Source organism: Georgenia ruanii, assembly GCF_009193175.1.
Classification (GTDB): domain Bacteria; phylum Actinomycetota; class Actinomycetes; order Actinomycetales; family Actinomycetaceae; genus Georgenia; species Georgenia ruanii.
In genome coordinates this window covers 38,600-53,105 of the sequence record NZ_VUKE01000026.1, presented here as the reverse complement: position 1 = coordinate 53,105, position 14,506 = coordinate 38,600, and the positions used below count along the sequence as shown (strand labels likewise).

Sequence of the window (14,506 nt, the reverse complement as noted above, 5' to 3'; positions counted from 1 at the left end):
GAACGGCCGACTCGAGCACCTCCGAGGCTCCGCCCTCGGCTTCCGCAACCTCACCAACTACATCGCCAGATCCCTGCTAGAGGCCGGCGGATTCAGACCCCGACTACACCCTCAATTCTGAAGAGCCGGTTTCATCCCGCCGGTGTGCCACTTACTGAGACGGGTGTGGTTCTTTGCGGAGAAGCAGACGCGGATTCCTCCCGAAATCGCTCGAAGCGCCGCGGGCGATGTGCTCAGGTGCATCGCCGGAGAATTAGCTCGCGAGAGCGGGCCCCAACGCAGCGCCCACGACGGCGCCGAGCACCATCCAAGGCCCGAAAGGGAAGGCGGTGTGCCGGTCAGCCCTCCGCGCTATGAGCAGCGCGATGGCGAATGCCGCACTCAGTACGAAGGCCGCCGTGCTGCCCAGGAGCAGCTCGGGCCACCCGAGCCAACCGAGAAACAGCCCAAGCAGCCCTGAGAGCTTGACGTCGCCCAGCCCCAGACCGGCCGGCGAGATGAACGCCAGGACGAAGTAGCAGGCCGCGAGGATGACGCCCGCCCCCACAGCCCGACCCAGGCGTCCCCAGTCCCCGTCGACGGCGGTAGCCACAGCGAGTCCGCCGAGGAAGATCGGATACATCGGGCCCACGATGACGTCGGGCAGGCGGTACGCGGCCAGATCGATGACGACGAGGAGCGCGCACGCCAGGGCCAGCAATGCGAACGCGGCGAGCTCCGTCCAGCCGTCCGCGAGGAGCGCCACCGCCCCGCCCAGGACGAAGGCCAGCACCACATGCACGGGCGAGGTCAGCCACCGCGAGCGGATGGCCGCCGTCGTCCGCATGAACGACCCGAGTCCCCACGCCCCGCCGCCGACGCCGAGGGCGGAGACGAGCACCGCCCCGAGCCCCACTCAGAGGCCTCCGCCCGTGAAGGCGGCCACGATGTCCATCGCCGCCGGCCCGAGCAGGACGATGAACAGCACCGGCAGGATGCACATGATCAGCGGGAAGATCACCTTGACCGGGATCTGCATGGCCTTCTCCTCGGCCCGCTGGCGGCGCTTGAGGCGCATCTCGGCTGCCTGGGTGCGCAGCACGTCGCCCACGGCGATGCCATACATGTCGGCCTGGATCACCGCGCGGAGGAACCGGCGCAGGTCCGGCACGTCGACGCGCTCCAGGAATGCCTCGTAGGCTTGCCGCCGCGACTGTCCCAGCTGGATGTCCTGCAAGGTGCGGACAAGCTCTTCCGCCAACGGCCCCTTGCCGTTCTTCCCCGCCCGCGCCATGGCGGAGTCGAAGCCCAGCCCGGCCTCGACAGCGATGGTCATCTGGTCGAGGGTGTCCGCCAGCTCGAGCTGGATCTGGTCACGTCGCTTGATTCCGCGGTTCTGCAGCAGCAGCTCGGGCAGGAAGTAGGCGCACAACGTGGCCGTGACGGCAATGACCTTGACGATCGGGGTGTGGACGACGCTGATGTAGAAGAGATTGCCCACCACAAAGGAGAAGAGCAGCACGAGCTTGACCGAGAGCACCCGGTCCAACGGCCACCCCGGGGGCCGGCCGGCCCGGGCGAGCAGCCGGTCGATCCGCCTGACGTGTCCCGCCGGCGTCAGACGGCGCGCGAAGGCACGGAAGCCGCCGCGCTGTCCCACGGCGACGAAGGCCCCCGGGGTGCGGGCATCGAGTCCTCGCTGCAGGTTGGCCACGGACTGCTGGCGCACCCGGTCCGGATGGGCGAGGACGGACCACGCGGCCAGCGGCAGGGCCACGCTGACGGCGGCGATCGCGACGATCACTAGTGCGGGCATGGCGGTCTCCGCTCTCAGAACTTGATCTTCACGGTCTTGGCGAGCCAGACCCCGCCGACCATGAGGAGGACGACGGCGATGCCGATGAGGGCATACCCCACCAGGCTCTGGGTGAACTTGCCGATGTACTCGGGGTTGGTCAGCGACAAGAACCCGGTGATCCCGATCGGCAGGAGCATGAGGATGATCGCGGAGAGCTTGCCCTCGGCACTGAGCGCCTTGACCTGGCGACGGATCTGGTTGCGCTCGCGAATCGTGTGCCCCACACCGTCGAGCACCTCGGCGAGGTTGCCCCCGACCTCACGGTTGATGGCGATCGCCTGCGTGACCCACAGGAAGTCCTGGCTGCCGAGGCGGGCGGATGTCTCGTCCAGCGCGTCGGTGAGGTCGCGGCCCATGCGCATCTCGTTGATGACGCGGGAGAACTCCTCCGAGGTCGGCGCCTCCGCCTCCCGGGCCACCGACGCCAGGGCCTGGGGCAGGCTGTGGCCGGCGCGGAGGCTCGAGGACATCAGCTGCAGCGAGTCGCCGAGCTGGTCCGCGAAGACTCGCTGGCGGCGGGCGGTGCGCGCCCGCAGGTACACCTTGGCCCCGACGGGGCTGAGCCCGGCGAGCAACAGCCCGATCAGGGGCCCGGACAGCACGAGCCCCACCGCCCCGGCTACGACGCTCACCATGGCGACGAGGAAGACGAAGTCCTGCGGCCGCATCCGCACACCCGCCAGCTCCAGCGCGCCGAGCCGGGTCCCGCGGCGCCGCATCGCCCGCTCGACGGCGCCGGTCGCCGCCGTCGCGGCGCCCGCCCAGGGCCCGGCGGCCGGGGCAACCCCGGGCCGGCGCCGGGCCAGCGGTACCCGCACCGGACCGGGGCCGAGAAGGAGGTAGACGCCGATCGCCACCGCTAGGGCGCACGCGCCGATGGCGCCGTAGACGGTGCCCGGCGAGGTCATGAGCCCGTTCATCGAAGCGGCCTTCCCGGCACGGGAGCGAAGATCTGCGGGGAGACGCCGATGCCGAGCTCGGCGAATCGGTCGGTGAACCGGGGGCGGACGCCCGTGGGAATGGTGGTGCCGAGGAACCGGCCGTCGGGGGCCACCCCCGCGGAGAAATCGAAGACGAAGGCGTCCTGGAGGGTGACCGTCTGCCCCTCCATGCCGTGCACCTCGGTGATCGCCGTGATCCGGCGAGTCCCGTCGCGCAGGCGGGCCAGCTGGACGATGACGTCGATGGCGGAGGACACCTGCTCACGGATGGCCCGCAGCGGCAGGTCCATGCCGGCCATGAGCACCAGCGTCTCGAGGCGGGCGATGGCGTCCCGGGGCGAGTTGGCGTGCACGGTCGAGATCGACCCATCGTGACCGGTGTTCATCGCCTGGAGCATGTCCAGGGACTCTCCGCCGCGGACCTCGCCGACGACGATGCGGTCCGGCCGCATGCGCAGGGAGTTGCGGACGAGGTCGCGGATGGTGATCTCGCCCTTGCCCTCCGAGTTGGGAGGCCGGGCCTCGAGGCGCACCACGTGCTCCTGCTGGAGCTGGAGCTCGACGGCGTCCTCGATGGTGACGATGCGCTCACCCTCGGGGATGAAGGAGGAGAGGACGTTGAGCAGCGTGGTCTTTCCGGTGCCGGTGCCGCCGGAGACAATGATGTTGAGCCGCGCCTCCACACAGGCGTGGAGCAGCTCGGCCATCGACGGGCTCATCGTGCCGAACCGGATGAGGTCGTCGACCTTGAACGGGTCCTTGGCGAACTTCCGGATGGTCAGCGTCGCGCCGCTGAACGCCAGCGGCGGGATGACGGCGTTGACACGGGAGCCGTCCGCGAGCCGGGCGTCGACCAACGGCGAGGACTCGTCGATGCGCCGTCCGACCTTGGAGACGATGCGCTCGATGATGCGGCGCAGGTGCTCGTCGGAGGAGAATCTGACGCTGGTGCGGGAGAGCTTGCCGTGCTGCTCGACGTAGACCATCTCCGGGCCGTTGACCATGACCTCGGTGACGGACTCGTCGTCGAGCAGGCGCTGGAGCGGGCCGAGCCCGAGGACCTCGTCGAGCACCTCGCGGGTGAGGCGCCTGCGCTCCTCCCCGGTGAGCGGGACCTTCTCCTCCTCGACCACGTAGTTGAGCTCGGCGCGCACGAGGGCGTGCAGCTGCTCCTCGCTGAGCGACGGATCACTCAGCCGGCCCCCGACGCGCTCGTACAGCGCGTCCTCCGCACGGTTCTTCAGCCGGGCCAGGGCATCGCTCACGGGCGCCGGCAGGGCGGGGGCACCGAGCCGGGAGGACAGCGTCGCGGGGGCCGGTTCGGCGAGCGCGGGCACTGCGGGCAGCGTGGCCAGCGCGGCGTGAGGCCCCGACGCACCTGCCGGCGGCGCTGGGACACCCGCGGGGGGCGACGGCGGGAGCCACCCATCGCCCGACGCGGCGGTCGGCGGTGGGGCGAACGGCGCCAGCGGGTCGGAGACCCCCGTGGCGGCTTCGTCCGTGTGTCGCGCCCGCAACCTCTCAGACAAGCTCATCGTGCACCTACCCAGGATCGACGGTGACGGCCTCGCCCGGTGGAAACCGGCGGCGCAAAGCGCGCCACGAGCCGAGCGAGTTCTTTGGTGACGGGGCTGCGCATGCTGCTCTGCAGCAAGGGGATCCCCTGGTTGACCGACGCCGGCACGGACCTCGAGACGGGCAGGACCAGGTCGACATCGGTGCCGAGGGTGGCGCGGACGTCGGCGGTGGACAGTCCGCGCCCGTTCTCGGCGAAATTGAGGACGATGTGGCGCGCGTCGGTGAACATCCCGAGGTCGTCGAGCGTGTCCAGCTCCTTGCGGAGCCCACGCACCCCGTGCACGTCCATGCTGGTGATCAGGACCAGGTCGGTGGTGCGGTCCATGGCGGCCAGCGTGTGCTCGGACAGCCCCGGGGCCGTGTCGACGACGACGAACCGGAACTCTGCCGCGAGCTGGTCGAGGAGATGGCCGACCATCTCGCCGTCGATCCCGTCGGCCTCGATCGGCGACTCTGGTCCACTGACGACGTACAGGCCGGTCGGGTGCAGAGCGAGGAAGGTCTTCAGCACCATCGTGTCGCGCGCCGCGTCGCCCCGGACCATCTGGGGCAGCTGGTACTCGGGCTCGAGGTTGAGGGCGTTGGCGACGTCGCCGAACTGGATGTCCAGGTCCACCAGCACCACGGACTGCGGCGCCGCCTTGGCCAGACCGACTGCCAAGTTGGTCGAGACGGTCGTCTTGCCTACACCGCCCTTGGGCGAGACGACGCTGATCACCCGCCCGCCGGCGACGGTGGCCGTGGTCGGATCCACCGTCGTCGGCGCGGTGGTCTGGGGCTGACCGCGCAGCTGTGCCACCCGTTCGGCTCGTTCCAGGGCCACCTGGATGTCGGCGATCTCGGCCGAGGGATGCAGGATGTCGAGCACGCCGGCCCGCATCGCGTCCATGCCGATCTCCTGCCACAGATCGCTCACCAGCAGCACGCTGGTTCCTGGCGACGTGACGGCGAACCCGGCTGCGAGGCCGAGGGCCTGCACGGAGGACGCCTGCGCGTCGAGCACGACGACCTGGGGAACGGGTGAGCCGACGAGCCGGTACAGCAGCTCCTCAGGCCGGTCGGGGAGCGGACCTTTGATCGAGAGCACGTGCCCCGATGTGGCGCGCTGGATCCGGTCCTCCAGGTCGGTGGAGGTTGTGGCAAGGAGGATGCTCATTCGTACACGTTCCCTTCGGTGACGACGCGCGTCCCGTCCTGGGGGACCTCGGCACCCTCCTTCGAGAGCCAGATGCTGGCGCTCTCCGCGGCGAAGACGACCTTCTCCGCATCCGGGGCGCTGAGGGCGAAGGTCACCATGACGCTGCTCGACGGCGCGGGCTCTGGCGTCGCGGCGGCGCCCCCGTCCCCGGCCGCAGCTGGCGCGACATCGGTGGTCGCCCCGTCCTGGGCGGGGGGGACCACCCCACCCTGAACGTGCGTCACCAGCACCTTGTGCAGGGTGAGGTGGGTCTTGCCGCCGAGCGAGACGAACACGCCGACGGTGTCGCCAGCGGTCACGCGGCCCCCAACTACGCGCTGCGGGTCGAGGAGCACCGAGACCTCGTGCATGTTCGGCGGCACCTCCACCGCGCCGGCCTTCGCCAGTGTCGCCGGGTCGGCGAAACGGGCGGCAAGGAGCTGTTCCCCCGGCTGCAGATCGGCGGTGATGACCTTGCCGGCGAGGCTATCGAGCGTGGCGACCGCGCCTGCCGGCACCGCCTTGGCTGGGAGGGTCTCGAGGGTCACTGCCTCCTTGAGGTCCGCCGCGGGCGTGCCCTCGGCGACCGGGGCCGTGACGACGAGGACCTCGGTGGTCCGCATGCCGGCCATGGCCCGCTCGTCGGCGTTGCCGACGTAGGTCACGAGGACGAGGGCACCGATCGCGGCCAGCAGGATCGCTGCCACTGCGGCGAGGAGTCGACGGATCATGGGAGCGCTTCCTTACTTTTTGATCAGCCGGATGGTTTTGCCGCCGAGCGACGGCGCGCCGGGCGTGAGCGTGCCGTCCTTGACGACGACGTTGGAGAAGATGCCGACAATGCACTGGTCGTTGCCGCTACCGCTGCAGAAGGGGTTGTTGTTGTACTGGTACGCGGAGTTGCCGGCGAAGCCGAACCCGGTGAGCTTGAAGCCCACATAGCCGTAGACGCGGTACTTGGCGTTCGCTCCACTCCCAGTCATGTTGTCGAAAATCGGGATCGTGATGACCTTGCCTGAGTCGACCAGGCTCTTGAGGTAGGCAGCGTCGCACTTGACGTTGTTCCCGGTGTCCGAGCCGACCAATTCGCCGATCTGCGTGGTGGCGCTGCACGCGCCGGGGCTGTCCGAGACAATCCAGGCAAAACCTCCGGGCACATACTGGGGAGCACCGTTTGGCTTGCACTCGTCAGGGTTGCTGGGATGGGGCAGCCGGATGGGCACCTTGTTGCCGGAGGGCGATTTACTCTCGTAATTGCCGGTAGCGGAGTTGAAGCTGAACGTGGGGTCGCCGGCAGCGATGAGCTTGGTGATTTCGCAGAGAGAAATGGTGAGCGGCAGTGACGTGCCTTTGTTCGTCGCGCCCCACACCGCCGTGGCAGTGGTCCGGATGTTGCTGGCATCGATACCGATGACCGGCGCCAGCCAGTGCTCGCGAATCCCGGTGTTCTCCACCGTGACCTCACCGGCCGTGGGACTCAGCGTGAGCGAGGCCGGCGGCCGAACAACCGCGGCCAGCGCCTCCTTGTCGTTGCTGTTCGAGAGCGCGTAGTCCTGGGCGATCTTGTCGGCCCCGACCGTTGGGGTCGGGGCCACCCCGGCGGCGACGCAGCCTCCTGGTGCAGCGACGCTCGCCTTGGCGCATACCTGCGCGATCGCAAGCGCGCCGGCGTCGGCGCCGTTCTGGAGCTGCTGCCGCTCGGCGGCCAGGGCGGCGATGTCGACGCCCAGCGCCGCGGCCGCGATCAGCGGGATTGCCAGAATTGCGACCATGACGGCGACGGCGCCCCGCTCGCGCTTCAGCCTTCGCATCTCATCGTTCCTTTGCCTGTGAGGGTGACGTCAACACCGAAGAAGCCCGTGAGGAACTTGTGCTTGTGGCTGACGGTGACCTGGACGTTGGTGGTGGGTCCCGTTGTGGGGCACGAAGAGGGCGAGATGGTGATCTCGCTGTCGGGGATGGTGATCGTCGAATCGAAGTTCTTCACGGCACCGACGGCTTCGGCCGGCTTGCCCAACGCCACGCTTCTCGCACCCTCACGAGCGGCTGCGGAGAGGGTGGTCTGGACCTGATATGCCCGACCGAACTCGACCATGCCGAAGGTCAGGAGGATGAGGATTGGGAGGATGAGGGCGAACTCGACGGCTGAGGCACCGCGCTCGCCTGCTCGATGTCTCACAGCTAGCTCTCCTTCGACCGCTTCCTTAACGGTTTCCGGCGCGGTGCTCGCAGCGGTGAGCACCGCGCCGGAGTTGCTCAGCGATGGGAAGCCAGACTCACGGCTTCGCCGCCGGCAGGTGGCTGCTCACGTCCAGGAACAGGCTGTTGAGCTGCTTTCCGAGCGTGGTGACCGCGACGATGATCACCACAGCGATCAGGCCGACCATGAGGCCGTACTCGACAGCGGTGGCGCCGCGGTCCTTGCGGTTCTCGAAGCGGTCGCCGATGACGGTGAAGAGGGTCATGAAGTATGCGGCAGCGCGGTTCATGGGTGTTCCTTTCAGGGGATTGCTCCGGAGGGGCCCGGTGCGTTTTCTCCGGCTCGGGATCGGGCCGGCGATGAGAGGAACATCCCAGAACTTTGCGGGAATGGAAGACCTTCTTACGGACGAACTTTCGGGGGTCCGAAACTTCATCCACTCGGGGTGAGGAGGGTGAATCACATGCGTGAAAGACGCCTCACCCGCATCGTCCGCGATGTCACGGAGCCCGGAAATATCCGCTGAAAGTGGCCAGTTCTGCGACATCGGCAGGCGCTGCACTCCCTCAACGCCGAGGGCCGTCGCACCTTCACCCGCTAATCGGCATTCTCGGCCCCTTCATCGCCCAGCAGCCAATGCCAAGTTTTCATGCATCGCCGTCGCATTTTCGCGGCTTTTGCAGACTTGGAACTGAGTGCAGACGCGCAGGGAACTCGTATCGTGAATCGCATGGCCACCCCCGACAAGATGGGCCTGCGGGAGCGCAAGAAGCACCTCACGCGGGAGACGATCGCTGACGCCGCCTTAGCGCTGTCGGTCGAGCGCGGCCTCGCCAACGTCACGCTCGACGAGATCGCCAACCTCGCGTTCGTTTCTGCCAGGACGGTCTCGAACTACTTCTCCTGCAAGGAGGAGGCGGTGGCCCGGGCGGGTTCGCAGGATTTGTTCGGCCTGGTCGACGACTTCGCCACGCGCACTAGCGACGAGTCGCCCATGGAGGCGCTGCGCCTGGTGCTGGTCGACTTCGCCGGCTCGCTGTCCCCGGAGCGACTCCGAGTGGAACGCCAGAAGCTCCAGGTCGAGCGGGAGTATCCGGCGCTGCGCCCCTATCAGGTCGCGCAGTACGACGAGCTCGAGGCCGCGCTCCGAGAAACCATCGCAGCCCGCACGCACACCAACGTCGATGCGGATGTGTACCCGTGGATCGCCGCGGCCGCCGCCGTCTCGGCCGTCAGCTCGTCGATCCGCCTGTGGGCACGCTCGGAGTCTGAGCCTGAGACTCTTCCAGAACTGATCCGCGCCGCTTTCGATCAGATTGCCGGGGGCCTACGGCCTCCGTCAGTCGACCAGAACGACACCCACGCCGCGCGAGTCCCTTGAGCCGGCCTCCGAGCTCGCGCCGCGAACCACGACTGCTATCCGTGGCACGGGCGCCGTCGCAGCGGAGTTCACGCCCGCCGCGACCACGCCAACAGCTCGTCGATCCCCGTCGCATTGACGATCCGCTCCCGGCCCAGGCCGGCCGCCTCGGCCCGCTCACACCCGTAGTCGAGGAAGTCCAGCTGCCCCGGCGCATGCGCGTCGGTGTCGATGGAGAACCGACACCCCATCTCGGCAGCCAGGAGCAGCAGCCGGGTCGGCGGGTCCCGCCGCTCCGGGCGGGAGTTGATCTCCACCGCCACGTCGTTGTCGCGGCACGCCGCGAACACGGCCTCGGCATCGAACTGCGACTCCGGCCGGGTCCCCCGACCGCCGGTGATGAGCCGGCCGGTGCAGTGGCCGAGCACGTCCACCCGGGGGTTGGACACCGCCCGCACCATCCGCCGCGTCATCTCCGCCTCATCCATCCGCAGCTTGGAGTGCACGGACGCGACCACGACGTCGAGCTCGGCCAGCAGCGCGTCGTCCTGGTCCAGAGTGCCGTCCTCGAGAATGTCGACCTCGATGCCGGTGAGGATGCGGAACGGCGCCAGCACCGAGTTGAGCTCGGCGATCACGCCGAGCTGCCGGCGCAGCCGCTCCGGGCTCAGGCCGTTGGCGATGGTCAGCCTTGGCGAATGGTCGGTCAGGGCGAGGTAGTCATGACCGACCATGATCGCCGCGCGGGCCATCTCGTCGATCGGCGTGGTGCCGTCGCTCCAGTCCGAGTGCGCGTGCAGGTCTCCGCGCAGCCAGCCGCGCACCGTCTCCCCGCCGGGCACCAGCGGCGATACCGCCCGCGCCTCGAGCTCGGCGAGGTACTCCGGCGTGCCCCCGCCGACGGCTTGGGAAGCAATGGCGGCGGTCTTCGGACCGACCCCGGGCAGCTGGGTCAGCGTGCCGGCCGCCGCACGCCGGTCCACCTCGCCGGCGGGCAGCGACGCGAGCCGGTTCGCCGCCGTGCGGTACGCGCGCACCCGGTGCGGCTCCGCGAGCTCGCGCTCGAGCAGGTACGCCACGCGCCGCAGCGCCGAAACCGGGTCCACGGCGCCGACGCTAGCGACGACGACGGGGTCGCGCTCCCTCGCCGGACGCCGGACGCCGTCGCTCAGGCGCTCGGCGCGGCGCTCTCCCGGCCATGCTCGTCCACGCCGAATTCGCCCGTCTTCACCTCGCCCACCGGCTCGTAGGTGTTGAACATGGCCCCGCTGCTGGTGCGGCGCGATTGTGTCAGGCGCAGCGTCCGCGCCGGCGCCCCCTCCGCGAACAACCGCTTGCCGCGGCCGAGCACGACCGGGTAGATCCCGAGCAGGAACTCGTCGACGAGGTCGTGCGCCAGCAGGGTGCGCAGCAGCTGGCTGCTGCCCCAGATGAGGATGTCCCCGCCGTCCTCCGCCTTCAGGGCCCGCACCGCCTCCGGCACGTTCTCGCCGATCACCGTGGTGTTGTGCCAGGCAGGGTCCAGCAGGGTGGTGGACACGACGTACTTGGGCAGGGTGTTCAGCCCGCTGGCGATCGGGTCGTTCGGGTCGGTCACCTGCGGCCAGTACCCGGCGAAGATGTCGTAGGTGCGCCGGCCGAGGAGGAAGCCGCCCGCGCGCCTGGAGACCTCGACGACGATCTCGCCCATCTCGTCGTCGTTGAACGGGAACTGCCACCCGCCGTACGGGAACCCGCCCGAGGGGTCCTCCTCGGGACCGCCGGGCGCCTGCATGACGCCGTCGAGCGAGACGAACGCGGTCATGACGAGCTTGCGCATGAAGGGCTCCTTGTGTCGGGCGCCGGGGATCCGGTCGCGTCCCCGCCGTGTCGTCCCTGCGTCGAACGGCGCGGCGCCCGATCGACACGACGGCGTGATCCACTGGGGCGGTACGCCGATCCCCGCCCAAGGAGCAGATCATGCCCGCAGCCTTCGATCCCGGTCCCCTGCTGGAGGTCGCCGGCCACCAGGACGGCGGTCGCAGCACGCTGGTCCTCCACCGTCCCCTCGCCCACCCACCCGAGTCGGTGTGGGCCGTGCTCACCGATCCCGAGCTGCTGGGCCGGTGGGCGCCCTACACCGCCGACCGCGACCTCGGCGCCGAAGGCCCGGCGACGCTGACGACGATCGACTCCGAGTCCCGCGTGGACCTGCCCGCCACCGTCTCCGCCGCCCACGCGCCGCGGCTGCTCGAGTACACGTGGGGCGAGGACCGTCTGCGTTGGGAGCTGGCGGCCGACGACGGCGGCGGCACGCGCCTGACCCTCGCCCACACGGTCCACTCCCCGGACTGGATGCCGAAGGTGGCCGCCGGGTGGCACCTGTGCTTGCTCGTGGCCGAGCACCTGCTTGACGGCGCGCCCATCCCGCCGATCGTCGGCGAGGCGGCCATGGGGTACGGCTGGCAGGCGCTGGCCGACGGCTACGCCGAACTGCTCGACGTGGCGGGCGCGCCGGGGAGCGACTGAGCCGCGCCGCGCGGTCGCCGCACCGAGACCCGACGCGCACCGATCCCCGCTGCCGTCAGGCCGGCGGCCGCCAGCAGCGCCACGACCCCGGCCGGCACGGGCAGCGCCGCGACGCCGAACGCGGCGACGACGGCGCTGCCGGCCGCCGCGCCGACGGCGATGCCGAGGTTGAACACGACCGGGATGAGCGTCGCGGCGGCCGCCCGGTGCTCCGGGCCCGCGGCGCGCATGACCGCCGTCTGGATGAGCGGGGGCAGGGCACCGGTGGCCAGTCCCCACACCGCAACCACGGCGACGTCGGCGAGCGGGTGGGCGCCCAGGGCAATCAGCCCCAGCAGGGCGGCGGCCACGAGGCCGGCACTGGCGACCAGCGCGGCACGGGGGAAGCGGTCCCCCACCCGGCCGACGACGAGCACCCCCAACCCGGAGAGCACCCCGAACAGGAGGAGGGCGGCGCTGACCGCGAGGCTCGCGCCGGAGCCGGCGAGGAGCTCGGTGACGAAGGTGTACGCCGCGAAGTGTCCGACGAGCAGCGTCCCGCCGAGCGCCACGAGCACGACCACCGGGCGCAGCGATCGACGCCCGGCCTGGCCCGGTCGCGCGGCTGCCTCGCCGCGCGCCGTCCTCGGCGCCAGAGTGCTCACGGCCCCCGCGACGGCGAGCAGGCTCAGGGCGGCCAGCGCACCGAACGTCGTCCGCCATCCCCACAGGGCGCCCGCGGCGTTGGCGGCGGGGACCGCGAGCACCGTGCCGAGAGTGCCGCCGCCGAGCACGACGGCCACGGCCCTGCCGAGCAGCCGCTCGGGCACGAGCGCGGCGAGGTGGGCGTTGACCGTCGCCCACAGCAGCCCGCACACCGCGGCCGCCACGAGCCGGGACCCGGCGGCGACGGCGTACGAGCCGGCCAGCGCGGTGACGAGGCTGGCGGCGCCGAAGACCGCGATGGCCCCGGCGAGCAGGCGCCGTCGGTCGAGGCCGCGGGTCAGGCGGACGAGCGGGAAGCTGGCCACGACGACCACGAAGGCCCAGCCGGACACGAGCAGCCCGACGCGTGCCGGGGAGACGCCCAGGTCGGCCGCCATGAGCGGGAGCACCGCGGTGGGCAGCATCTCCCCGGTCACCACGACGAAGGTCATGAAACCGAGCGTGAGCAGGCTGGGCCACGGCAGCCGCTCGGGGGCGGAGGGCGGGCGGTCGGGGCGGCCGACTCCTGCTGTGCGCGCGGCCGCCGTGGGCGCCGCAGAATCCCGGGTGAGGTCCATGCCGCGACGCTAAACTTTCACACCAGTGTCAAGGTCAAGGGGGACGGCGTGAAGATCGGCGAGCTCTCCCGCAGGACCGGGGTGGCCACCCGGCTGCTGCGGTACTACGAGGAGCAGGGGCTGCTCAGCCCTGGGCGTTCGGCGAACGGGTACCGCACCTACGACGAGGGGCATGTCGCCGTCGTCGAGCGGGTCGCGCTGCTGGTGCGCTCGGGCGTGCCCACCCGGTTGGTGAAGGCGCTGCTCGAGCTCGAGGGGGTGCGCGCCCCGGAGCTGGCCGCCTCATGCTCGCGCGACGTGGCGGAGCTGCTCGCCGGGGAGCTGCGCGACCTCGACGCCCGGATCGGGTGCCTCACCCGCAGCCGGGAGACCATCCGGACCTTCCTTGCCCGGACCGAGCACGCGACGGTGCTTGCCGACGGCGGCACCGCAGCCGACTGACGTGCCGGCTGGCAGGAACTCCGCTCCGGGCGGGCGGACGTCAGGAGCGGAGTGCCGTGCGCAGAGGTGCTACTCGCAGCCCACCCCGTCGCCGTCGCGGTCGAGGTGAGGGGCGTATCCCGGCTCACCCCTGTAGACGGGTGCGGCACCCGCGGCGCGCGCCGCGGCGCAGTTCTTGTAGTAGACGTTCGCCGGCGCAGGCTTCGGCTGGGGAGCCGGCGCCGGGGCAGGTGAGCTGGGCCGCGACGGTGCAGCGGCGGCGGCGCGGGCCGCGTCCTCGGCGGCCTTTCGTGCTGCCTCCTCAGCGGCCATGCGCTCGGCCTCTTCGGCGGCCTTGCGGGCCGCCTCCTCCGCGACCCTCCGCTCCTCCGCGAGCCGCTCCTGCTCCTGCACCGCCGCCTTGGCGTTGTCGGCGACGGTCTGTGCCTTGTCCTGACCGTCCGTGACCGCCGCGCGCATGCGGTCCACGTCGGTGCCGCGGAAGGCCGCGAGAGGAAGCGCGGTGCGATCGCTGTCGAAGAGCTTGCTCAGGGCCAGCCCGGAGGCCACCAGCGCCGCGGCGCTGGCGTCGTGCCGCCGCAGCGCGTCCACGTCGTCGGTCGCGATCGCCGCGGCATCCTCCTCGAGCTCGGCGACCGACTCCTCGTACGCCTTGAGCTGGGCGGAGAGCGTGCAGGAGACGTCCGGGTCGTAGAGCCCGACGGCTCCGCGCTGCGCCTCCTCCTGAGCCTGACGGACGTCCTCGTAGAAGCGGTCGTTGGGCTCGTACAGGACGGCGATGCCAAGCCCCGCGCGGGCGATCTCGGCATTCACCAGGGTTTCCTCGACGAAGACGCCGGCCAGTTCCCGGTCGTACTGGTCGAGCCGTTCCTCGTCGAACTCGAGCCGGACCTCGGTGCCGTTCATGAGCAGTCCGCCCAGGAAGTCAGTCGCCTCTCGCGCGAGGCATTCCACGGGCTTGCTCGGGTCGACCGACTCCGGGGTGTCAACGTTGAGCAGGCGCACGCGGTGCGTCGCACCGTCGTAGTCGACATCGATCGTGTCGCCGTCGACCACCTTCGTGACCACCGCCGTCGTCGTCGTGTCGGCCGTGGCGACCGCAACACCGACACCGACACCACCGACGACCACGGCACCGGCGACCACGCTCGCGATCACCTTGTGGCCCGCCACGAAACTGCGCACGTTGCCCACCGCACTAC

General features: G+C 70.6%; 16 protein-coding genes. 3 read left to right on the top strand and 13 right to left on the bottom strand.

Annotated elements, in window-relative coordinates; translation table 11 throughout:
• Nucleotides 1–253: 253 nt before the first annotated feature.
• Genes GD880_RS18870 through GD880_RS18830 form a run of 9 tightly spaced genes read right to left on the bottom strand, consistent with a single transcriptional unit; the run spans nucleotide 254 to nucleotide 8,022 of the window.
• Complete coding sequence (locus GD880_RS18870; RefSeq protein WP_226909825.1) at nucleotides 254–880, bottom strand: prepilin peptidase; 627 nt, start codon at nucleotides 878–880, stop codon at nucleotides 254–256.
• Between the two features lie 15 nt (nucleotides 881–895).
• Nucleotides 896–1,795 carry a type II secretion system F family protein gene (locus GD880_RS18865; protein ID WP_152233153.1) on the bottom strand — a complete coding sequence of 300 codons (900 nt, stop codon included), beginning with the start codon at nucleotides 1,793–1,795 and terminating at the stop codon, nucleotides 896–898.
• Nucleotides 1,796–1,809: 14 nt separating this feature from the next.
• Nucleotides 1,810–2,757 carry a type II secretion system F family protein gene (locus GD880_RS18860; protein ID WP_226909824.1) on the bottom strand — a complete coding sequence of 316 codons (948 nt, stop codon included), beginning with the start codon at nucleotides 2,755–2,757 and terminating at the stop codon, nucleotides 1,810–1,812.
• Nucleotides 2,754–4,313, bottom strand: a complete 1,560-nt coding sequence (locus tag GD880_RS18855; RefSeq protein WP_226909823.1) for a CpaF family protein — start codon at nucleotides 4,311–4,313, stop codon at nucleotides 2,754–2,756. The genes GD880_RS18860 and GD880_RS18855 overlap by 4 nt, the downstream gene beginning before the upstream one ends.
• Nucleotides 4,310–5,512 carry an AAA family ATPase gene (locus GD880_RS18850; protein ID WP_152233152.1) on the bottom strand — a complete coding sequence of 401 codons (1,203 nt, stop codon included), beginning with the start codon at nucleotides 5,510–5,512 and terminating at the stop codon, nucleotides 4,310–4,312. Before GD880_RS18850 ends, GD880_RS18855 begins: the two co-directional genes overlap by 4 nt.
• Nucleotides 5,509–6,264 carry a Flp pilus assembly protein CpaB gene (gene cpaB / locus GD880_RS18845; protein ID WP_152233151.1) on the bottom strand — a complete coding sequence of 252 codons (756 nt, stop codon included), beginning with the start codon at nucleotides 6,262–6,264 and terminating at the stop codon, nucleotides 5,509–5,511. The genes GD880_RS18850 and cpaB overlap by 4 nt, the downstream gene beginning before the upstream one ends.
• A 12-nt stretch (nucleotides 6,265–6,276) precedes the next feature.
• On the bottom strand, nucleotides 6,277–7,344 hold the full coding sequence (locus tag GD880_RS18840) for a pilus assembly protein TadG-related protein (RefSeq protein WP_152233150.1): 1,068 nt from the start codon (nucleotides 7,342–7,344) through the stop codon (nucleotides 6,277–6,279).
• A complete protein-coding gene (locus GD880_RS18835; protein ID WP_226909822.1) occupies nucleotides 7,332–7,775 on the bottom strand; it encodes a TadE/TadG family type IV pilus assembly protein in 444 nt (147 codons plus the stop codon). Before GD880_RS18835 ends, GD880_RS18840 begins: the two co-directional genes overlap by 13 nt.
• 34 nt (nucleotides 7,776–7,809) lie before the next feature.
• Nucleotides 7,810–8,022, bottom strand: coding sequence for a Flp family type IVb pilin (locus tag GD880_RS18830; RefSeq protein ID WP_152233149.1), 213 nt, complete (start codon nucleotides 8,020–8,022; stop codon nucleotides 7,810–7,812).
• Nucleotides 8,023–8,463: 441 nt separating this feature from the next.
• Between GD880_RS18830 and GD880_RS18825 the strand changes: the two genes are divergently transcribed.
• The gene (locus tag GD880_RS18825; protein ID WP_193314603.1) at nucleotides 8,464–9,114 is read left to right on the top strand and encodes a TetR/AcrR family transcriptional regulator; all 651 of its coding nucleotides are present in this window, start codon (nucleotides 8,464–8,466) and stop codon (nucleotides 9,112–9,114) included.
• Between the two features lie 68 nt (nucleotides 9,115–9,182).
• Here the strand turns inward: GD880_RS18825 and GD880_RS18820 are convergent, their stop codons facing one another.
• Nucleotides 9,183–10,199, bottom strand: a complete 1,017-nt coding sequence (locus tag GD880_RS18820) for a PHP domain-containing protein (RefSeq protein ID WP_152233147.1) — start codon at nucleotides 10,197–10,199, stop codon at nucleotides 9,183–9,185.
• A 62-nt stretch (nucleotides 10,200–10,261) separates the two neighbouring features.
• Complete coding sequence (locus tag GD880_RS18815) at nucleotides 10,262–10,912, bottom strand: dihydrofolate reductase family protein (protein ID WP_152233146.1); 651 nt, start codon at nucleotides 10,910–10,912, stop codon at nucleotides 10,262–10,264.
• A 140-nt stretch (nucleotides 10,913–11,052) separates the two neighbouring features.
• Between GD880_RS18815 and GD880_RS18810 the strand changes: the two genes are divergently transcribed.
• The gene (locus GD880_RS18810) at nucleotides 11,053–11,601 is read left to right on the top strand and encodes an SRPBCC family protein (RefSeq protein WP_152233145.1); all 549 of its coding nucleotides are present in this window, start codon (nucleotides 11,053–11,055) and stop codon (nucleotides 11,599–11,601) included.
• Here GD880_RS18810 and GD880_RS18805 read toward each other — a convergent pair.
• Entirely contained in the window at nucleotides 11,556–12,737 is a 1,182-nt protein-coding gene (locus GD880_RS18805) for an MFS transporter (protein ID WP_226909821.1), read from the bottom strand. The genes GD880_RS18810 and GD880_RS18805 overlap by 46 nt on opposite strands.
• Nucleotides 12,738–12,911: 174 nt before the next feature.
• Here GD880_RS18805 and GD880_RS18800 point away from each other — a divergent pair, with 174 nt between their 5' ends.
• Nucleotides 12,912–13,304, top strand: a complete 393-nt coding sequence (locus tag GD880_RS18800; RefSeq protein WP_152233143.1) for a MerR family transcriptional regulator — start codon at nucleotides 12,912–12,914, stop codon at nucleotides 13,302–13,304.
• Nucleotides 13,305–13,373: 69 nt separating this feature from the next.
• Here the strand turns inward: GD880_RS18800 and GD880_RS18795 are convergent, their stop codons facing one another.
• Nucleotides 13,374–14,498 (bottom strand): thermonuclease family protein, encoded by a 1,125-nt coding sequence (locus GD880_RS18795; protein ID WP_152233142.1) that lies wholly within the window; start codon nucleotides 14,496–14,498, stop codon nucleotides 13,374–13,376.
• Nucleotides 14,499–14,506: the final 8 nt, after the last annotated feature.